The sequence below is a fragment of the Prauserella salsuginis genome, assembly GCF_024648885.1.
GTDB lineage: Bacteria > Actinomycetota > Actinomycetes > Mycobacteriales > Pseudonocardiaceae > Prauserella > Prauserella salsuginis.
The window spans coordinates 317,799-338,125 of record NZ_JANBBF010000010.1; the positions used below are offsets into that span (position 1 = coordinate 317,799).

Here is a 20,327-nt window from a genome sequence, read left to right on the forward strand (position 1 = left end):
GATGATCACCCTCGTCGAGGCGCCCCAGTCGTCGGAGCCGCCTGCCACGCGAACCAGGACCCGCGAGCGGTCCGCCGCGTGGAAACGCCGCGCTCCGCTGCTGCCCGCGCTGCTGTTCACGATCGCGGTGACGCAGGTTCCCTTCCTGGTCACGGTGTTCTACTCGTTCCAGTCGTGGAACATGGTCCGCCCCGGATCGCAGCACTTCGTCGGGTTCGACAACTACGTCGACGTGTTCACCGACTCGGTGTTCCTGCAGGCACTCGGCAACACGGTGACGCTGACCGTCGTGTGCGTGTTCGTGGCGATGCTGCTCGGACTGGGGCTGGCGCTGCTGCTGGACCGCAAGTTCCTCGGCCGCGGCATCGTGCGGACACTGCTGATCACGCCGTTCCTCATCCTGCCCGCGGCCGGTGCGCTGCTGTGGAAGACGACGATGTTCGACCCGAGCTACGGCCTGCTCAACTGGGCCTTCGGCATCGAGGTGGAATGGCTGTCGGACTATCCGCTGGCCGCGGTGATGGCGCAGATCGTGTGGCAGTGGACGCCGTTCATGATGCTGCTGATCCTGGCGGGCCTGCAGGCGCAGTCGCGCGAGGTGCTGGAGGCTGCGCAGGTCGACGGCGCGGGCCGCTGGCGGACGTTCGTGTCCATCACGCTGCCCCAGCTGTCGCGGTACCTGCAGCTCGCGGTGCTGCTGGGCGCGATCTACATCGTCAACAGCTTCGACGCGATCTACCTGATGACCCAGGGCGGCCCCGGCACGGCCAGCACCAACCTGCCGTACTACATCTACCAGCGGGCGTTCGAGGGATTCGACGTCGGCCAGTCCTCGGCCATGGGCGTGGTCGTCGTGGCGATGACGCTGATCGTGGCGACCTTCGCGCTGCGGCTCATGTTCCGGGCCTTCGACGTCTCGCGTGGGGTGAAGTGACATGACTGCGAGAACGAACCGGCTCGGCCGGGGCGCGTTGACCGGGTTCACCTGGCTCGTCGCGCTGTTGTTCGTGTTCCCCGTGATCTGGATGGTCGTCACCTCGTTCAAACACGAGGTCGACGCCGCCACCGATCCGCCGACGTTCGCGTTCACGCCGACACTCGAACAGTTCACGACGATCCTCGACCGGGGATTCCTGCCCTACCTGGCGAACTCGGCGTTCGTGACGGTGCTGTCCACCGCGCTCGTGCTGCTGCTCGGCGTTCCCGCGGCGTACGCGCTGTCGCTCGCGCCGGTCAAACAGACGTCGAACGCGCTCGGTTTCTTCCTGTCGACGAAGATGCTGCCGATCGTCGCGGCGATCATCCCGCTGTACATCATCTCGCAGAACCTCGGACTGCTCGACAACGTGTGGGCGCTGATCGTGCTGTACGCGGGTATGAACCTGCCGCTCGCGGTGTGGATGATGCGCTCGTTCTTCCTCGAGGTGCCGACGGAGATGATCGAGGCGGCCAGGGTGGACGGCGCGAAGCTGCCCACGGTGCTGTACCGGGTGATTCTTCCCGTCGTGGCACCGGGAATCGCGGCGACGGCGCTGATCTGCGTGATCTTCTCGTGGACCGAGTTCTTCTACGCGGTCAACCTGACGGCCGCTCAGGCCGGCACGGTGCCGGTGTTCCTGGTCGGGTTCATCACCAGCGAGGGCCTGTTCTGGGCGCAGTTGTCCGCCGCGGCGCTGCTCGCCTCGCTGCCGGTGATGATCGTCGGCTGGATCGCACAGAACCACCTGGTACGCGGCCTCTCCATGGGCGCGGTCAAGTAAAGGAGTCATCGATGGCGCAAGTGGCATATGCCGGTGCATCCCGCGTCTACCCGGGTGCGCACTCCGTGCGGGCCGTCGACGGTCTGGATCTGTGCATCGGCGACGGCGAGTTCCTCGTACTCGTCGGCCCTTCCGGTTCCGGCAAGTCGACGGCGCTGCGCATGGCCGCCGGGCTGGAGGACGTCGACGAGGGGTCGATCTCGATCGGCGACCGCGACGTCACGCACCTTCCGCCGAAGGACCGCGACATCGCGATGGTGTTCCAGTCGTATGCGCTGTACCCGCACATGAGCGTGCGGGAGAACATGGCGTTCTCGCTGAAACTGCGCGGCATGGCCAAGTCGGAGGTCAATGCGAAGGTCGAGGAGGCCGCCGAGTTGCTCGACCTGACGAAGTATCTCGATCGCAAACCGAAGGCCCTTTCCGGCGGCCAGCGGCAACGGGTGGCGATGGGCAGGGCCATCGTCCGGGAGCCGAGCGTGTTCCTGATGGACGAACCGCTGTCCAATCTGGACGCCAAACTCCGCGTGGAGACGCGCGCCAACATCGCCGCCCTGCAGCGACGGCTCGGCACCACGACGATCTACGTGACCCACGACCAGGTCGAGGCCATGACGATGGGCGACCGGGTGGCGGTGCTGCGCGACGGTGTGCTGCAACAGTGCGCGTCCCCTCGCGAGCTGTACGACACGCCGCGGAACGTGTTCGTCGCCGGGTTCATCGGCTCGCCTGCCATGAACCAGTTGACGTTGCCGGTCGACGGCGACGGGGTGAAGCTCGGCGAGTTGAAGGTGCAGCTGCCGGTGCGCGTCGAGCCGGGCGAGGTCACGGTCGGGATCCGGCCGGAATCGCTGTCCCTCGTCGGCGAGGCCGAGGACGGTTTCGACCTCCGGGTGGAGCTGGTCGAGGAGCTCGGCGCCGACGCCTACGTGCACGGCACCCTCGCCGGCCGTGCCGACAAGGTCGTCGTCCGCGCGGACGGCCGCACCCCGCCGAGGCTCGGTGAGGCGGTGCGGGTGGCGTTGCGGGACACTGGTGAGGTACACGTCTTCGACCCGGAGTCCGGTCTGCGCATCGGCGCGGAATGAACGGCTCCGGGCGGTGACGGCCGCCGGGCCACGGATCGGACCGTCCGGCGGGCCGCGCCGGGAGCAGGAGCAAAGGGGCGCCTGACACAGTGAACGAGCTTGTAGCCGGGGTGGATTCGTCGACACAGTCCACCAAGGTCGTCGTGTGCGAGGCAGCGAGTGGACGGGTGGTGCGGACCGGGCAGGCCGCGCACCCGGACGCCACGGAGGTCGACCCCGCCGAATGGTGGTCGGCACTGCGCACCGCGGGTGACGGTCTGCTCGACGACGTCGCGGCGATCGCGGTCGCGGGCCAGCAGCACGGCATGGTGACCGTCGACGACGACGGCGACGTGGTGCGTGACGCGCTGCTGTGGAACGACGTCCGCTCCGCCGGTGCCGCCGACGACCTCGTGGCGGAACTCGGCGGTGGCCAAGCGTGGGCGGACGCCGTCGGCTCCGTGCCGCTGGCCAGCTTCACGGTGACCAAGCTGCGGTGGCTGGCCGAGCACGAGCCGGCCGCGGCGAAGCGCGTCGCGCGGGTGCTGCTGCCGCACGACTGGCTGACCTGGCGGCTGCTCGACCGGCGCGGCGAGCCGACGACCGACCGCGGGGACGCTTCCGGCACCGGTTACTACTCTGCGGTCGACGGCGCGTACCGCAAGGACCTGCTGGTCAAGGCGTTCGGCAGGGAGGTAGGGCTGCCGGCGGTGCTGGGACCGGCCGAGGCGGCCGGACGCGCCGCCGACGGTGTGCTCGTCGCCGCGGGTACGGGCGACAACATGGCCGCGGGCCTTGCACTCGAACTCGCCGACGGGGACGTGGCCGTGTCACTCGGCACGAGCGGAACGGTGTTCGGTGTGTCCGAGAAACCGGTCGCCGACGGTTCCGGCGTGGTCGCCGGGTTCGCCGACGCCACCGGCCGGTACCTGCCGCTGGCCTGCACGCTCAACGCCGCGCGCGTACTCACTTCCACCGCGGCGATGCTCGGCACCGACCTCGAAGGCCTCGACAAGCTGGCCCTGTCGGCCTCGCCCGGCGCCGACGGGCTGACGCTGCTGCCCTACCTGGACGGGGAGCGGACGCCCAACCTGCCCGACGCGACGGGCTCGCTCGTCGGCCTGCGGCGGGCCAACATGACGCCGGCCAACGTGGCGCGCGCCGCCGTCGAAGGGATGCTGTGCGGACTCGCCGCAGGCCTCGACGCGCTACGCGAACACGGCGTGACGGTGCGGCGAGTGCTGCTCACGGGTGGCGCGTCGCGGTCGGCAGCCGTGCGGGCGATCGCGCCCGGGGTGTTCGGTGTGGGCGTCGTCGTCCCGCCGGAGATGGAGCACGTCGCCGTCGGCGCGGCGCGGCAGGCTGCGTGGGCGCTGCGGGGCGGGGCCGAACCGCCGAGCTGGCGCGCCCACGACGACGGCACGACCCTCACACCCTCCCCCGCCGACCTCGACGCGGGCGCAGGTGTGGTGGAAGCCCACCGAACGGCGAGGCGGCACCTGCACCCCTGACCCGCGTGTTCTGCATTCGGCACCGCGTGTCCTGCACCCAGACCCGCGTGTTCTGCGCTCGGACCCGCGTGTTCTGCGTTCGGACCCGCACCTCCGACACCGCGCCGGCGCACGGCTGTGCCCGTCCATCGCCCTTACTCGTGCCGTGGCGGTCGCGCTCACTCGCCGAGTCCGTTGACGTGCGCTGCCGGGTGACGTGCGCTGCCGGGTGACGGTGACGGCGGCTCGGCCGGTCGCCGCCGGCGGTCGTCAGCCTTCGCAGCCGATGCCGTCGCCGTCGTCGTCGAACCTGTGCGGATCACCCTCCTGGACCTGGAAGTTGCTCTCCTCGATCTCGCCGCAGTCCTTGTCGGGCGGGTACGGGTAGCTGACGACGCCGTCCGGTTCAGGTGCCGGTTCCGAGGCGGGGCCGGTACCGGGTTGCTCGGGTTCCTGCGGCGGTTCCGGCTCGGTCCACGGCTCCGGTGCCGGCTCCTGAGTCGGCACCGACGTCGACGCCGGCGGCGTGCTCTCCGGTGCGCCGAACGACTCGCACGCCGACCACAATCCGGCTGCCACCGATCGTGCCTGGCCGCCTGCGGCGCTGATCGTTTCCCAGTGCTTGTCGTTGGGTTTGTACAGGTCCGGCTGTGCGAAGCCCTCGGTCACCATCGCCCGGTTGACGAAGACGCCGGTGTCGTTCCAGACGTACAGCAGGTACCGGCCGTGCCGGTCGCGGAGCTCCTCATCGCGCTGTACCCAGACCGTGCTGTCCGGAGGCGCGAGCTCGAGCAGCTTCTCGGTGGCTTCGCGCCCATAACACTGCTCGGGTTCGGAAGGGTGCTTCGTCTCGGGGGCGTCGATCTCCAGCAGGCGAACGTCGACCTGAGCCGTGCCGGACAGTACCGTGCCCGACGAGACGGCGGCGGCTTCGAGAGTGTCGCCGTCGACGACGCGTTCCACTCGAACCCGTTGCGCATCGCGTGGCACGCCGTCCGGAGTGGAGGCTTGCCGCGTCGTGGGCGCGGTCGTGTCGGCGCTCGGTGTGGTCGTGGGTGGGGACTCGGCCGGAGTCGTGCCCGGGGTGCTGGCCGGCGGACGCGGGGAGGGAGTGGCCGAGGTCGACGGCGCGTCGGCCGTCGTGGCCGTGTCCACGGCTGGTCCTTTCGGTACCAGGGCCACGACCGCGATCAGCCACATCACGAGTGTCACGACCACGGCCCGGCCCGGATGCTGTCGAGAGGCGTACCACCGGCGGACCGGGCTGCGCCGGAACAGGGCCATGATCGCGACCACGAACGACGCCACTATGAAGAGTACGAACAGCACTTCCACTCGAACCACCTCGGCATGTCACATCGGCTCCCACACGTGCCTGTGCACCGAGTCGGGGTCCGACCACATTCCGAGGCGAGTCGCTGCCACCCGGTCGTTCGGCTCACGAGCTTCAGGGACGCGAGGACCATCCGAACGGCCTAGTGGAGTAACGACGCCTACAATCCGAGCGTCCGTGATCAGAGTCGGCCATCTGGAGGGTTCCCCGTGACGTCGCAGGCGACACCGCCGAAGCTGTTGCGGCCGGAAGGGCGGGAACGGTCGGAGGTCGCTCCGATCGAGTTGTTCTTCGACCTGGTGTACGTGTTCACGATCATCCAGGTCTCACACACGCTGCTCGACCACCTCACGTGGTTCGGATTCGCCGAGGTCGCAGTGCTGTTCGGCGCCGTGTGGTGGGCGTGGAACTACTCCGCATGGGCGATGAACTGGCTCGACCCGCGCAGCGGTCTCGTGCGTGTGCTCAACGGGGTGTTGATGCTCGCCGCGCTCGGCATGGCGCTGGCCCTCCCACATGCGTTCGCCGAGGACGGTCTGCTGTTCGCGGGATGTTATGTCGCCGCGCAGGTCATCAGGCCTACATTCATGGCCGTGGCGATGCGGGGTCACATCCTCGCGAAGAACTACACGAACCTGCTCGCGTGGAGCGCGTCTGCCGGGGTGCTGTTCCTCGTGGGCGCGTTCCTCGACCCGGTGCCGAGGCTGATCGTCTGGGCCGTCGCGCTGCTGATCGACGTCTCGGGGCCGCGGTTCGAGTTCCGTTTCCCCGGCCTCGGTTCGGCACCCATGCACACCTGGCCGACCGACGCCGCGCATCTGGCCGAACGCAATCGGCTCGTGTTCATCATCGCGCTCGGCGAGTCGATCCTGATCATGGGCAACACGCTGTACGGCATGGACCCGATCACGACGCGTGCCGTGCTGGCGTCGCTGTTCGGGTTCATCGGGCTGTTCGTCATGTGGTGGGCGTACTTCGCGCTCGCGGGCCACGACACGCAGGCCAGCCAGGGCGACGCGAGCACCAGCGCGTTGCGGTCGGCCTTCGCATACGCCCACGCGCTGATGGTCGCGGGTGCCATCGTCGTCGCGGTGTCCATCGAACTGCGGATCACGCACGAACACACCGACCCGGCGCTGGTGCTGACCACGGTCGGCGGGCCGCTCATCTATCTGGCGGGCAACATCCTGTTCCTGCGTTCGCGCACCGGAGCGGTGGCCCGGGAGCGGTATCTGGCTGCGACGGTCCTCGTCGTGGTCGGCATTCTCGGGCTGGTCCTCGGACATTCCGTTCCGCCGATCGCCGTCGGGCTCGCCGTGATCGCCGTGATGACCACGCTCGCCGTCACCACCCAGCTGCGTACGAAACGAGAGGCCGTCCACTGACGTCGCGCGTGGCCTCGGCTCGCGTGGGCGGGCCGGGGTCGTCGCTTGCGTCCGCGGTGCCGCACACGCGGTGGGAAGAGTTCCGAAACGAGAAGATCGGCATGCCCCTGTGGGCATGCCGATCTTTCAACCCGAAAAGACTAGGACGGTCCGGTGTTCGACCGCGGCGTGTGAACGCCGGACCGGAAACAACCAACTGGGACTACCGGTGATGGTCAGCGGCCGGCCCTCTCTCCCCTGTACGTGGAGAGGCCACGGCCGACGTCCTGCATCCGGTTCAGCTCGGCGACGTAGCGACGAATCGCGGTGTAGATCACTCGCATCCTTTGACACCTCCTTTCTGTACCGCGCTCGCCGTCCCATTTGGCGAGGAGGCTCATCCGTCGGCGCACAACGCTGCCGCACTCGCGAGTTATCGGTTGCCGGGTGAGTCCCTCGGCGCTGGGGGACGTGGCCCAACGCACCCACGAATGTGCCACGTTCCGCTCGGTCGATGCCAGCTCACAAATGTGGAAAAAGTCGCAGGTCAAAGCTGTAATACGGGGCCGAGTCCGCGCGATTCTCAGGCGAGAGTCTTTCCGATCTTTGCGCGGCCGGTGCCGTACCCCGGCGGCGCCCGCGGTAAACGTACCGAGGTTGTCAGCCTACCGGCTTATCGACAAATCTCCGGTCGGCCGGTGTTCTGCGGATGAGGTACCGGGCGGTCGCTGTGGTGCGAAGCCCCGGATCGGCCGGCCGTCGCGATCAGTCCCGTGTGGACCGTTCCCGTCCGGTGCTGATCACGACGGTTTCACCGCGTCAGCAGGGCAGGGCGAAGGAGGAGCGCCTCCGACACTCCGCCCCCGACGACACTCCGCCCCCGACGACACGGTGCCGACGTGCCCGTTTCCGTATCGCGTCGGAACTGCCGGCCGCCGGACAGGTGAGCCACGCGATGTGGCCCGGCCGATGTCACGGTCACCGTCGTTACCCTGATCGGGTGCAGGACGGCTGGCTGATCGACACGAGACCACCCGGTGAGGAGATCCGACGCGCCACGGCGTGGACACTGGCGGCGGTCGTGTTCGGCGGTGTCTTCGTCGGTGCCGGACTGTGGCCCACCGACGACTCGACGATGCTGCGGCTCATCCCGATACTCCTCGGCCTGCTGACGTTCCTGGGTGGTTTGCCGTCGATGCGCAGGCTGCGGCGTGCACTCAAACCGGCGAGGCTGGCGTTGACTCCGACGGGCGTGGAGTACTCGGGTGGGCAGGGGGAACGGCTGCGCGTGGACTGGACCGACGTGCGATCGGCCGAGCTGCGTACGGCCCAGCTCGTGTACTCCCGGCGAGGCCAGCGCCGCGAAGGTGCCGTGCTGACCGCACTCGAACTGCACCTCGATCCGCACGCGACGCCCGCAGGGCTGGCGGAGGCCCACCGCCTCGCCCGCGACGGTCACGTGTACCAGGTGCGGGTCGGCGGGCGGTCCGAATCGGCGCTACGGGCCCACGAGGCACTGCAGCGCTACCTTCCGGGCAGATACGTGGGCTCGCAGCACATCGGCGACGTCAACGAACGCGTCGAACACGCGCCGTTCTGACTCCTGCGGAAACCCGCGAGGGCTCGTCGCGCCGCATCGCGCGGTCGAGGGTGGCGACCGGGCGACGGGAAACCACAACACGGTCCCGGAAACCGCAACACGCGCGCCGGAGTGCAGAACACGCGGTGGCTGAGTGCAGGACACGCGTGGCTGAGTGCAGGACACGCGCGAGGGTGCAGCCGCGCTGCAGCGTGTCGATGAGGACGGTGGCCGGGCGACGGGCGGGCGCAGGACATGCGCATCGTTCAGTCGAGGGCGGCGAGCTTGCGGGTCAGGACGGTGCGTTCGCGGTCGTTGCCGCACAGCGACACGGCGCGTTCCAGCTCGGCGCGTGCCTCGGCGGTGCGGCCGAGGCGGCGCAACAGTTCACCGCGCACACCCGCCACCTGGTGGGAATCCGGGAGATCACCGGTGACGGCGTCCACCAGCGGCAGCGCCTCGCCGGGGCCGCTGGCCATCGACACCGCCACCGCGCGGTTCAGTTCCACGACGGGTGAGGGCGCCAGCGTTCCCAACCCCTCGTACAGCGCGACGATCCGTTCCCAGTCGGTTTCCGCCACCGTCCGGGCGACCGCGTGGCATTCGGCGATCGCCGCCTGCAGGCCGTAATAGCCGAGCCCGCGTCCGATCCGCTCGGCGGACCGCAACGCCGCCCTTCCCCTCCGGATCGCCGAGCGGTCCCACAACCGCCGGTCCTGGTCCTCGAGCAGTACGGGTTCGCCGTCGGAGCCGGTCCGCGCGGGGAACCGTGCCGACGTGAGTTCCAGCAGCGCCAGCAGTCCGTGGGTCTCGTTCTCGCCCGGCATCAACCGGGCCAGCACCCTTGCCAGCCGCCGTGCTTCGCCTGCCAGGTCGAACCGGATCAGCGCATTGCCCGAACTCGCCGACGATCCCTCGGTGAAGATCAGGTAGACCACGCTCAGCACCGACGCGAGCCGTGCTCCGAGTTCGTCGTCCCGCGGCGCTTCGAACCCCGCGCCGGCCGCGCCGAGGGACTTCTTCGCGCGGGTGATGCGCGCCTGCACGGTGGCCGTCGAGACGAGGAACGCCCGCGCGATCTCGTCGCTCGTCAGGCCGCCGACGACGCGCAGCGTCAGCGCGACCTGCGCCTCCCGTGAGAGCACGGGATGGCACGCGGTGAACATCAACGTGAGGACGTCGTCGTCGGTGTCGTCGGGCCGTTCCGGGGTGGATCCGGAGTCCAGCTGCGGCAGGCGTTCGTCCAGTGCCGACCGTCTGCGGAACACGTCGATCGCCCGCCGCCTGCCCGTCGTCAGCAGCCATGCCACCGGGTCACGCGGGACGCCCTCGCGAGGCCAGTTCACCAGTGCCTCGGCGAGGGCTTCCTGCGCCACGTCCTCGGCCAGCGCGAGATCGCCGGTGTAGCGCGCGAGCGCACCGACGATCCGCGCCGACTCGATCCGCCACAACGCCTCGACCCTGCGCCGGGCCGCGACGGTCTCGGCTGCTGCGCTCACGCCGTGCCGAGCTGTTCCCGCCAGCCCTTCTCCTTCTGGATCCACTCGTTGTCCTGCGGGAACTCGTCGACCTCGGTCACGCGGCGGATCTCCATCTTGCTGCCGGGTCCCTGCAGCGGGGCACGCTTGGCCCATTCGACGGCCTCTTCCTTGGAGGCGACCTCGAGCATCCAGAAGCCGTTGAACAGCTCCTTGGTCTCGCCGTACGGGCCGTCGGTGACGACCGGGGTCTCGCCGGAGTAGTCGACGACCACGCCCGGGTCCTGGGGGTCGAGGCCCTCGCCACCGACCATGACCCCGGCGTTGACCATCTCCTCGTTGAAGCGGCCCATCACCTCGATCACTTCGTTGAAATCGACGTTCTCGTAGGCCGCGAGGGTCTCGTCGGTGGCCCGCATGATCAGCATGAACTTCATTGTTTGCTCCTTCGCCGGTGAAGCTCCCTTGGTGGAGCTTCCCACCTAGGTCGAGCGGGCGCTCACGGAAATCGACAAGCCCGGGGAAATTTTCTCCTGGAGTTTTCGCCCGCTCGGCCGCACCGCGGGCGGGGCTCGCCTTTCCGCAGGTCAGCGAGGTTGCCGGTGGTATCGCCGGGTCGGGTCCCGTGTGGCGGTGGGTGACACCGACGTCGCGACGCCCCGCGTCGGTCACGATGCCCGGCGCCGAATGCCCTGACGTAGGGTCCGGCGGATGAGCCCGACTCCGGCCATCGCAACCCCGGAAGGCCTGGCCGCGACGGTGTCGGCCTGCCGTGAGCTGATCGAGGCCCGCTTTCCCGGCGACGTCGAACGCGGGGCGGCCGCCATGCTCCTCGACGACGGCGTGATCGTCACCGGCACCGCTCCGGACGTCGTCACTCCCAGCGTGGAGATCTGCCACGAGACCGAGCCGTTCGCGGCGGCGTTCCGGCTCGGCAGGACGATCGTCGCGTCGGTGTGCCTGGCCAGGGAGGCGCCGGGCCGGTTCGTCGTCCTCAGTCCCTGCGGGGTGTGCCGGGAGCGGCTCGCCTGGCACGGGCCCGACGTCCGCCTCGCGGTACCGCAACCCGGTGGTGATCGCGGCGACGGTGATGACCACGGCGACGGTGGTGATCGCGGCGAGGGTGGCGATCGCGGCGATCCGGCGTGGATCACGCTCGGCGAGGCGCTGCCGTACTACTGGGCCGCCGTCTTCGACGACGTCCCGTGGCGCTGACCGCTGGTAGTGCCGCCACCCAACTGGCCGCAAGGGAGACAGTCGCGCGGGGAAGATTCGAGGCTCCCGCCGGCCGGCCCGGCCACCACCTTTCAACGGCACGCTGGCGCGTGGCTGTGTGGAATGCCCCGAAGGCGCCCTTGGGGGCATTCGCTGCGTTCCCGGAATGTCGCCGGGGCATGGCAGGCTTGCGGGTGTGAGCACGACTGACGCGGCCCGCCTGCGCGAACTCGCGCTGTTGCGCACGGTGCGCGACCGGATCGACAGGGAGTACGCGCAGCCGCTCGACGTCGAGGCGCTTGCGCGCGGTGTGCACATGTCGGCCGGCCACCTCAGCAGGCGGTTCCGCGAGGCCTACGGCGAATCGCCGTACTCGTACCTGATGACCCGGCGGATCGAACGCGCCATGACCCTGCTGCGCCGCGGGGATCTGAGCGTCACGGAGGCCTGCTTCGAGGTCGGCTGCTCCTCGCTCGGCACGTTCAGTACGCGGTTCCGCGAGCTCGTCGGCATGTCGCCGAGCCGGTACCGCGCGGAGGAGGCGGGCGCGACCGACGGCATGCCCGCGTGTGTGGCGAAACAGGTCACGAGACCGATCAGGAATCGAGAAGCGCCCACGCCGCGCAGGTCCTAACGTGAAGCCATGACCAGCCCAGATCTCACCATCGCCCAGGCCATGCTTCCGCTGGCCGACCCGGACACGTCACTCGCCTTCTACCGCGACGTCCTCGGCTTCGAGGTTCGCAACCACGTCGAGTACGGCGACATGCACTGGATCACCGTCGGCCCACCGGGCCAGCCGGAGACGTCCATCGTCCTGTACCCGCCCGAGGCGACCCCGGGCCTCACCGACGCCGAGCGCACCCTCATCGAGGAGATGATGGCCAAAGGCACCTACGCCATGATCAACCTGTCCACACCGGACGTCGACGCCGCGTTCGCCAAGGTCCAGCAGGGCGACGTGGAGGTCGTCCAGGAGCCGATCGACCAGCCGTACGGCATCCGCGACTGCGCGCTGCGCGATCCGGCGGGCAACATGATCCGCATCCAGCAGGTGGGGTGAACAGGCGATGACCACGAAGACCGCGGGCCCGAACGCGCTGTCGCGGTGGATCCAGCACCGCGCCAACGCCTCCACGGCGAAACGCATTCGCCGCAAGGGCGGCCGCTCGATGGGGATGGACCTGTTGATCCTTCACACCGTGGGCAAGCGCAGTGGCGAGCCGCGGGAGACCCCGCTGACCTGGTTCGCCGACGACGACTCCGATGCCTGGCTGATCATCGCCTCGGGCGGCGGTGAACGGCACCCTGACTGGTACGTCAACCTGATGGCCCGCCCGGACCGGGCGACCGCCGAGTGGCACGGGCAGGACCCCGTCGGCGTGACCCCGCAGACCCTCGACGGTGCCGAGCGTGAGCGGGCGTGGCAGCGCATCGTCGCCGAACAGCCCCGCATCGCGAAGTACCAGCGCAAGCACAGCAGGCAGTACCCCGTCGTGCGGCTGGCGCGCCGCTGACCGCGTCCGATCGCCCGAGACGAATCGAAGCCATGGGAGAACCGATGAGCACGGACACGCCGGCGGTGCCGGCCGCCGACAGTCACGATCTGATCCGCGTGCAGGGAGCGCGGGAGAACAACCTCGCCGACATCAGCATCGAACTGCCGAAGCGGCGGCTGACGGTTTTCACCGGCGTGTCCGGTTCGGGCAAGAGCTCGCTCGTGTTCGCGACGATCGCCGCGGAGTCGCAGCGCCTCATCAACGAGACCTACAGCACCTTCGTGCAGGGCTTCATGCCGACACTGGCGCGACCCGACGTCGACGTGCTCGACGGGCTGACCACGGCGATCATCGTCGACCAGGAGCGCATGGCCGCAGACCCGCGGTCGACCGTGGGCACGGCGACCGACACCGGCGCGATGTTGCGGATCCTGTTCAGCAAGCTGGGCGAGCCGCACATCGGGTCGCCGAAGGCGTTCTCGTTCAACGTGGCGTCGATCAGCGGCGCGGGCGCGGTCACGATGGAACGTGGCGGCAAGACGGTGAAGGAGCGGCGTAGCTTCAGCGTGCTCGGCGGCATGTGCTCGGAGTGCGAGGGCACCGGGCGCGTCACCGACTTCGACCTGTCCGCCATGTACGACGACAGCAAGTCGCTGCGTGAGGGACCGTTCACGATTCCAGGGTGGGGCGCCGAAGGGTGGTACGGCCGCATCTACATCGGCTGCGGATTCTTCGACCCGGACAAGCCGCTTCGCGAGTTCAGCAAGTCCGAATTGGACGATCTGCTGTACAAGGAGCCCACCAAGATCAAGGTCGACGGGATCAACCTCACCTACGAGGGCATCATCCCGAAGCTGCAGAAGTCGATGCTGTCGAAGGACCGCGAGGCGATGCAGCCGCACATCCGCGCATTCGTCGACAAGGCCATCACCTTCACGGCCTGTCCCGAATGCGACGGCACCCGACTGAACGAGACGGCGCGCTCGTCGAAGATCGACGGCGTGAACATCGCCGACGCGTGCGCGATGCAGATCAGCGACCTCGCCGAATGGGTGCGCGGCATCAGTGTGCCCCAAGTGCGGCCGCTGCTGGAGATGTTGCAGTCCACACTGGACTCGTTCGTCGAGATCGGCCTCGGCTATCTGTCGCTGGACCGGCCCTCGGGCACGCTGTCCGGTGGCGAAGCGCAGCGCACCAAACTCATCCGCCACCTCGGCTCGTCGCTGACCGACGTCACCTACGTCTTCGACGAACCCACGATCGGCCTGCACCCCCACGACATCGCGCGCATGAACAACCTGCTGCTGCGGCTGCGTGACAAGGGCAACACGGTGCTGGTCGTCGAGCACAAGCCGGAGACGATCGCGATCGCCGACCACGTCGTCGACCTCGGCCCCGGCGCCGGCACCGACGGCGGCACGGTGTGCTTCGAAGGCACCCTCGAGGGGCTGCGCGGCAGCGACACGCTCACCGGCAAACACCTCGACGACAGGGCGGCGCTGAAACCGTCGGTGCGGACCGGCGACGGGGCACTGGAGATCCGCGGGGCCGACCTGCACAACCTGACCGGCGTCGACGTCGACATCCCGCTCGGCGTGCTGACCGTGGTCACGGGCGTCGCGGGCTCCGGCAAGAGCTCACTGATCCACGGATCCCTGGCAGGACGCGACGACGTCGCGATCGTCGACCAGTCCGCGATCAAGGGTTCGCGCCGATCGAACCCGGCGACGTACACGGGCGCGCTCGACCCGATCCGCAAGGCGTTCGCCAAGGCAGGCGGCGTGAAACCGGGGCTGTTCAGCGCGAACTCCGACGGCGCGTGCCCCAACTGCAACGGCGCGGGCGTCATCTACCTCGACCTGGCGATCATGGCTGGAGTGCCGACGCCGTGCGAGGTGTGCGAGGGCAAGCGATTCCAGGCGGAGGTGCTGGAGTACACGCTCGGCGGCAAGGACATCAGCGAGGTGCTCGCGATGTCGGTGGCGCACGCCGAGGAGTTCTTCTCCGGCGGCGAGGCCGGTCCTTCGGAAGCACGGATCCCCGCGGCCCACAAGATCCTGAAGCGGCTCGACGATGTCGGCCTCGGCTATCTGACCCTCGGCCAGCCGCTGACCACGCTGTCCGGCGGCGAACGGCAACGGCTCAAGCTCGCCACGCGCATGACCGAGTCCGCGGGCGTGTACGTGCTGGACGAGCCGACCACCGGGCTGCACCTCGCCGACGTCGACCAGCTGCTCGCGTTGCTGGACCGGCTCGTCGACTCCGGCAAGTCGGTCGTGGTCATCGAGCACCACCAGGCCGTGATGGCCCACGCCGACTGGATCATCGACCTCGGCCCCGGCGCCGGCCACGACGGTGGGCGCATCGTCTACGAGGGCACGCCCGCCGACCTCGTCGCCTCAAGCTCGACCTTGACGGGGCGGCACCTCGCGGACTACGTCGGCTGACCACCCACGCCGTGTTGCGTGTCCCGGGGGCCGTGTTGCGACCGTCCGGCGCCCGGCCACCGCACACAGAACCGCCCCGGTTCGTCCTTCGGGGGATGACGAACCGGGGCGGTTTTTAACCGGCCTCCAGGCCGGGCCATGTATGCACGGACGGGCGCCCGATACGGAGCGGGTCTGTCGTCTGTGCATACCCCCAGTAGCCCGGGTGGGACCGGTGGTTGAACCACCGCGCGAGCGGGAGGGAGCTCCGGAGGCTCGTGCCACCCGCCCGTGCGGCGGAGGAACGATCCCGCGTGCCGAACGGTTCTCACCGGGATCTGTCGGCCCGCGGGGGCGATCAGTTACTGCGCCGGTATTCCTCCCACGTGACCTTCTTGACCTTCGGGCCGTCGTCCGGAGCGCCCGAGGCCAGGCCGTTCTTGCCGCGGAAGTAGTCGCCGACCTGCTTCTGCGCGGCCGGTGACACATCGGTGTCACTGATGGCGATCGCGTGGATGTGCGGCGCCCAGTCGCCTTGGTCGGCGGTGCGGTGCCAGGCGGCGAACCCGACCTGGCGCAGCGCCTTGACGGCCTTGTGGGCGTTGATGCCGCGCACCGAGATGTCGACCGCGCCGCCACCGTCGTGCGTGCCGGCCGAGCCCGGGTTCGACCCGGTGTACGAGCCCTGCGTGACGGTCAGGTCGATGCCGGAGATCTTCTCCGCCTCTTCGTACATGTCGAGCGTGCGCCGGTTCAGTACGTCGCCCGAGCCGAGCCGGACCTTGCCGCCCACGCCGATCTTCCGCGTGACGTCGAATCCGGCGCTGCGTCCCAGCTTCGTCAGCGAACCCTTACCCGGCAGGCCGCTCGCGGCCAGCCCGGAGTAGCCGAGCGAACGCTGGTACTTGGCGTACGCCGAGACCGTGCTCGTGCCGAAGTGCCCGTCGACGTATTTGTCGGCCAGCATTCCCTTCGCGGCCAGCGCCTTCTCGACCTTCGTCACCGACTTGCCCGCACCGGGGACGATCGACGTGTTCGGCTTGTACGGATCCCACATGGCGGCCTTGACGACCTTCTCCATGTTGACCGAACCGGCCTTCGCCGCCGGGCCCGCGGTGCTCGGGTCGCTCGCGGTGGCCGTGGCGGGTGCGAGTCCCGCTGCGGCCACGGCCGTCAGCAACGCCGTCGCTGCGATCTTGCGCATGAGATGTCCTTTGCGTCGAATCCGGGGATCAGGAGCCGCAGTGGCCGAACTTGCTGGTGAACGACTTGTCGCCGACCGAGCCGCCCCACTTGACGCACTTGTCCGCGGCCTGCGCCTTCACCGGGCCCGCGTAGTAGCTGAAGTTGCCCTTGTCGGTCTTACGGCTGTTGCCCTGGACCTCGAGGAACGTCGACGCCGAACTCGCCTTGCCGATCTTGGTGTTCTTGATCGTCGTGACGCAGTTCTTGCCCGAGCCGGAGTTGTACATCAGGTAGACGCGACCGTTGCCGCTCAGGCCCTTCTCGTTGATCACCTTGAAGCCGCTGCCGCACACTTCACCGGGCGAGTACGGGTTGCCCCCGCCGCCACCGCCGCAGTTCTTGCTGGTGAAGTTCGTCTTGGTGAAGTAGGGGACGTTCTTGCCGTCCATGACGACGCGCTTGGCCACGCCGTTGAGGCGCTGCTCGAAGTGCAGGTGTGGACCGGACGAACCGCCCGTGTTGCCGACGCGGCCGATCTGGCTGCCTGCGTTGACCTTCTGGCCCACGCTGACGCCCTGCGAGTACAGGTGCGCGTACCGGGTCTTCCAGCCGCCGCCGTGGTCGATCTCGATCCACTTGCCGTAGCTGGTGTTGCCCTCGTTGGCGACGCGCGAGACGGTGCCGGGCGCGGACGAGACGACCGGTGTCTTCCAGATGCCGGAGCCCTGGAAGTCGACGGAGTTCTCGGGGCTGTGGCCCTTCCAAGTGGCCGCGGTCGCGGTGTAGCCGCACTTGAACGGCATCTTGAACGCGGGGGCCGCGGCCGCCTGGCCGGCACCGACCGACACCAGCGCCGCGCTCGCCGCGACGGCGACGGCGCCGATGGCCGCCGAGATCTTGCGGAACTTCATGATTCTCCTCGAAGGCGAAGATTGCCGAGATGTGAGTCGGAGACGACGGGACCGCCACGCGAGCAGGTGCGGAACTCCTGGGGTCTGAGACCTCGCTGCGGCCGGCGACGGTTCCCGTGGTCAGAAATCGAAATCGATGCGCACTCCCCGCGCGGCTGCCGCCGGGGTGTCAGGCGTGATCAATGCGTCCGTTGGTATCCCTCCCAGGTGCGGATCGGTTTGACCTTCGGCCCGTCGTCGGGCAGGTCGTTGGCGAGGCCGTTCTTGCCGAGGTAGTAGTCACCGGTCTGCGCGCGGGCTGGTTCGGACAGATCGGGGTCGGCCAGCGCGACGGCGTGGATGTGCGGGCCCCAGTCGCCCTGCTCGGGCGAGCGGTACCAGGCGGCGAACCCGACCTTGCGCATGGCGCGTACGACCTCGGTGCGCTTCTTCGGGCTCATCCCGTCGACGTACAGGTCGACCGCACCGCCGCCGTCGTGCGTGCCCGCCGACGTCGGGTCACCGCCCGGGTTGTACGAACCCTGCTCGACGTCGAACGTCACGCCGGTCAGCCGCTGCGATTCGAGCAGCATGTCCTTGGTGCGCTTGTTGAACGTCGCGCCGTCGTACGTCACGCGCTTGCCGGGCTGCACGATGTGCGTCACGTCGAAGGCGCGGTCACCGAGCGCGGTGAGGGAACGGTGTCCGGGGATGCCGTTGGCGGCGAGCCCGTCGTAGCCGAGTGAACGCTGGAACGCGGAGTAGGCCTCGAGGGTGGCCGTGCCGTAGTGGCCGTCGACGTACTTCTGTTCGAGAACGCCGCGCTCGGCTAGCTCCCGTTCGACCTTTCTGACGTGCTTGGCTGCTCCGTCGGTGAGGGTCTGGTCCGGGCGCTGCGGGTCGATCTGCGCGGCCTTCAGGACCGCCGCCATGTTCACCTTCGGCAGCTCCGCGGCTCCGACCGCGGCTCCGGCCCCACCTGTGGGAGCGGAGTTACCGGCGGCCGCGCACATCGGCAGGCCCACCAGTACCGCCGCTGCGGCGAGCCCGGTCACCGCCATCGACACGGGGCGCTTCGCTTTCATCGCTTCCTCTTCCAGCCGTGGTGTGTTGCTGGCAGGAACAGTGGCGAATGGGCGAGGTGTCCGGAATGTGTTGGGCAATCCTTCTGACGCCGTATGACACCGGTTGACAGTCCCGACACCCGGTCGATGCACGTTGAACATGCAGGTCAGAGCTGTATGACAGCGGGTGGGTCACGGCCGGGTCGCCACCACCTTCTGTGACGCCTCCTGTTGCCGGGGTGAAGTTCGTGGGGGCATTTTTGACGGATCGGCAACCGCTGCGGCGTAGCCGGCGTCACAGTCGCAGACGCTCGAGAAGGAGGACCGAGGCCGTGTCCGACGCCGAAGGTGAGCAGCGGCCGCCTGCACTCGAAGAGTTCATGGCGGAGCTGAGACGACTCAGACAGCAGGCGGGCAATCCGTCCTTCCGGAAGATGGCCGAGTTGTCGGGCGCGGTGTCGCACGCGACGCTCCACCTGACCGTGACGGGACGCCGGTTGCAGCCGTGGGAGACGGTCCGCGAGTTCGTGCGTGCCTGCGGCGGCGACGAGGCGGAGTGGTGTGCGCGGTACCGGCGCACCAAGGCCGTGCTGTCGGGTGAGCTTCCCGGACCGGCCAACGGAGTCGGTACCGGCGGTTCTGACAACGATCGCGGCCCCGGTGGCGCGGTCCTCAGTGATGAGACTGGCGGTTCCGGCAACGGCCTTGCGGCGGAGGATGCGCCTTCCCGCGCCGTGGACAGTCAGGCCGCGGAGGGCGGCGCCCCCACCGGCCGTGCCCCCACCGGCAGCGCCCCCGCGGACAGCGACGCCGCGATTTCGGGCGCCGCGACCTCAGGGGCATCGACGTCCGACGATCCGGCCTCGGAGGTCGCAGCTCTGGACGGTGCGGCTCCCGAGGTCGCGGATCCCGACGGTGCGGTTTCCGAGGTCGCAGTTCCCGACAGTGCAGCTTCCGGGGCCACAGCGCTCGGTGCGGTCCCGGATCGCCCAGCCCCGGACGCCGAAGGCACCGATGCGGTCGCCGCAGACCAGGCGGACACAGCAGACCACGCGGACACAGCAGGGCAGGCGGACACAGCAGGGCAGGCGGACACAGCAGGGCAGGCGGACGAGACCCGAGACATGGGCACGGTGCCCCGGCAACGCCGGAGCGAGACCTCCGGAGCTGTGGCTTCGCGAGGTGGAGCTGTGGCTTCGAGCGACGGTGCGGATGCGGGGTCATCGGCGGGACGTGGACGCTCCCGTCGCTGGCTCGCGGTGCCGTTGGTGGTGCTCGTGGTGGCCGCGGTCGCGGCCGGACTGTGGACGTTCGGCGGCGACGACGGTCGTGCCGAGGCTGGTGGGCAGCAGGCCGGTGGGCAGCATGCCACGGGCGGCGAGGCCGGCAGTGCGGCCGAGTCCGATGCGCTCACCGAGCCGGTGCACAAGGGCGACGCCAGCAAACTGGCCCGCGATCTCGGCATCCCGGATGGTGCCGTGGTCGCACCGCAGCAGAAGTTCACGCGGACGTTCGAACTGGAGAACGCGGGCACGGTCCACTGGAAGGGCCGCTACCTGCAGCGGATGGACAACGAAACGGGTCCGGGCCACTGCCAGGCCCCGCAGCGGGTGCGTATCGCGGACACGCCGCCCGGTGAGCGGGTGAAGGTTCCGGTGACCGCGACGGCGGCGAAGGAGCAGACGACCTGCAAGGTGCGCTGGAAGATGGTCGATCACACCGGCCGGCAGCTGTTGCCCGAGTACCGCCCGGCCTACTTCCTCGTGCACGTCCGCACGGGCGCCGACGGACCGGCCGAGTAGCCACGGGTGCCGCCGGAGCGCGGCGGGTGCGGATGGTCGAAAAGCCGCCCGCCCGCCACCGTTCCCGGTGCCGTGTCCGCCGACCGGGCAGTCACGGCGTGCGGGCCACTCCGCCGAACGTGACGTCGTCGAGTTCGGTCAGCTGCGGCGGTCCGAACGGCCGTCACTCGACGGT

General features: G+C 69.2%; 18 protein-coding genes. 12 read left to right on the plus strand and 6 right to left on the minus strand.

The window, feature by feature from the left end:
- Nucleotide 1: 1 nt before the first annotated feature.
- From LY40_RS12665 to xylB, 4 genes are all read left to right on the plus strand, one after another.
- Nucleotides 2-934: a carbohydrate ABC transporter permease gene (locus LY40_RS12665; protein WP_258936970.1), complete on the plus strand. Its 933-nt coding sequence runs from the start codon at nt 2-4 to the stop codon at nt 932-934.
- A gap of 1 nt (nt 935) precedes the next feature.
- On the plus strand, nt 936-1,760 hold the full coding sequence (locus tag LY40_RS12670; RefSeq protein WP_183781885.1) for a carbohydrate ABC transporter permease: 825 nt from the start codon (nt 936-938) through the stop codon (nt 1,758-1,760).
- Nucleotides 1,761-1,771: 11 nt separating this feature from the next.
- Nucleotides 1,772-2,848: an ABC transporter ATP-binding protein gene (locus LY40_RS12675; RefSeq protein ID WP_183781888.1), complete on the plus strand. Its 1,077-nt coding sequence runs from the start codon at nt 1,772-1,774 to the stop codon at nt 2,846-2,848.
- Between the two features lie 89 nt (nt 2,849-2,937).
- Nucleotides 2,938-4,338: a xylulokinase gene (gene xylB, locus LY40_RS12680; RefSeq protein ID WP_258936971.1), complete on the plus strand. Its 1,401-nt coding sequence runs from the start codon at nt 2,938-2,940 to the stop codon at nt 4,336-4,338.
- 249 nt (nt 4,339-4,587) lie between these two features.
- On the opposite strand, the gene LY40_RS12685 is transcribed toward xylB, so the two are convergent.
- Entirely contained in the window at nt 4,588-5,652 is a 1,065-nt protein-coding gene (locus LY40_RS12685) for a thermonuclease family protein (RefSeq protein WP_258936972.1), read from the minus strand.
- Between the two features lie 207 nt (nt 5,653-5,859).
- Between LY40_RS12685 and LY40_RS12690 the strand changes: the two genes are divergently transcribed.
- Together LY40_RS12690 and LY40_RS12695 are read left to right on the plus strand one after the other, a co-directional pair.
- Nucleotides 5,860-7,035, plus strand: coding sequence for a low temperature requirement protein A (locus LY40_RS12690; protein WP_183781897.1), 1,176 nt, complete (start codon nt 5,860-5,862; stop codon nt 7,033-7,035).
- Between the two features lie 979 nt (nt 7,036-8,014).
- Nucleotides 8,015-8,614: a hypothetical protein gene (locus LY40_RS12695; RefSeq protein WP_258936973.1), complete on the plus strand. Its 600-nt coding sequence runs from the start codon at nt 8,015-8,017 to the stop codon at nt 8,612-8,614.
- A 245-nt stretch (nt 8,615-8,859) separates the two neighbouring features.
- Here the strand turns inward: LY40_RS12695 and LY40_RS12700 are convergent, their stop codons facing one another.
- A complete protein-coding gene (locus LY40_RS12700; RefSeq protein ID WP_183781903.1) occupies nt 8,860-10,092 on the minus strand; it encodes an RNA polymerase sigma factor in 1,233 nt (410 codons plus the stop codon).
- On the minus strand, nt 10,089-10,508 hold the full coding sequence (locus LY40_RS12705; protein ID WP_183781906.1) for a YciI family protein: 420 nt from the start codon (nt 10,506-10,508) through the stop codon (nt 10,089-10,091). Before LY40_RS12705 ends, LY40_RS12700 begins: the two co-directional genes overlap by 4 nt.
- 274 nt (nt 10,509-10,782) lie before the next feature.
- Between LY40_RS12705 and LY40_RS12710 the strand changes: the two genes are divergently transcribed.
- The 5 genes from LY40_RS12710 to LY40_RS12730 all read left to right on the plus strand — a co-directional run bounded on the left by LY40_RS12710 (nt 10,783) and on the right by LY40_RS12730 (nt 15,232).
- On the plus strand, nt 10,783-11,286 hold the full coding sequence (locus LY40_RS12710) for a cytidine/deoxycytidylate deaminase family protein (RefSeq protein ID WP_258936974.1): 504 nt from the start codon (nt 10,783-10,785) through the stop codon (nt 11,284-11,286).
- 196 nt (nt 11,287-11,482) lie between these two features.
- The gene (locus tag LY40_RS12715) at nt 11,483-11,920 is read left to right on the plus strand and encodes a helix-turn-helix transcriptional regulator (protein ID WP_258936975.1); all 438 of its coding nucleotides are present in this window, start codon (nt 11,483-11,485) and stop codon (nt 11,918-11,920) included.
- A gap of 9 nt (nt 11,921-11,929) precedes the next feature.
- Nucleotides 11,930-12,349: a VOC family protein gene (locus LY40_RS12720; RefSeq protein ID WP_258936976.1), complete on the plus strand. Its 420-nt coding sequence runs from the start codon at nt 11,930-11,932 to the stop codon at nt 12,347-12,349.
- A 7-nt stretch (nt 12,350-12,356) separates the two neighbouring features.
- The gene (locus tag LY40_RS12725; RefSeq protein WP_258936977.1) at nt 12,357-12,803 is read left to right on the plus strand and encodes a nitroreductase family deazaflavin-dependent oxidoreductase; all 447 of its coding nucleotides are present in this window, start codon (nt 12,357-12,359) and stop codon (nt 12,801-12,803) included.
- 44 nt (nt 12,804-12,847) lie between these two features.
- On the plus strand, nt 12,848-15,232 hold the full coding sequence (locus LY40_RS12730) for an ATP-binding cassette domain-containing protein (protein WP_258936978.1): 2,385 nt from the start codon (nt 12,848-12,850) through the stop codon (nt 15,230-15,232).
- Nucleotides 15,233-15,569: 337 nt separating this feature from the next.
- Here the strand turns inward: LY40_RS12730 and LY40_RS12735 are convergent, their stop codons facing one another.
- The 3 genes from LY40_RS12735 to LY40_RS12745 form a co-directional block, all read right to left on the minus strand.
- Nucleotides 15,570-16,415, minus strand: a complete 846-nt coding sequence (locus tag LY40_RS12735; RefSeq protein WP_183781925.1) for a peptidoglycan-binding domain-containing protein — start codon at nt 16,413-16,415, stop codon at nt 15,570-15,572.
- A gap of 28 nt (nt 16,416-16,443) precedes the next feature.
- A complete protein-coding gene (locus LY40_RS12740) occupies nt 16,444-17,307 on the minus strand; it encodes a M23 family metallopeptidase (protein WP_307876799.1) in 864 nt (287 codons plus the stop codon).
- Nucleotides 17,308-17,486: 179 nt separating this feature from the next.
- Nucleotides 17,487-18,371 (minus strand): peptidoglycan-binding domain-containing protein, encoded by an 885-nt coding sequence (locus LY40_RS12745; protein ID WP_258936979.1) that lies wholly within the window; start codon nt 18,369-18,371, stop codon nt 17,487-17,489.
- 311 nt (nt 18,372-18,682) lie between these two features.
- Between LY40_RS12745 and LY40_RS26385 the strand changes: the two genes are divergently transcribed.
- Entirely contained in the window at nt 18,683-20,152 is a 1,470-nt protein-coding gene (locus LY40_RS26385) for an NBR1-Ig-like domain-containing protein (RefSeq protein ID WP_258936980.1), read from the plus strand.
- Nucleotides 20,153-20,327 lie beyond the last annotated feature (175 nt).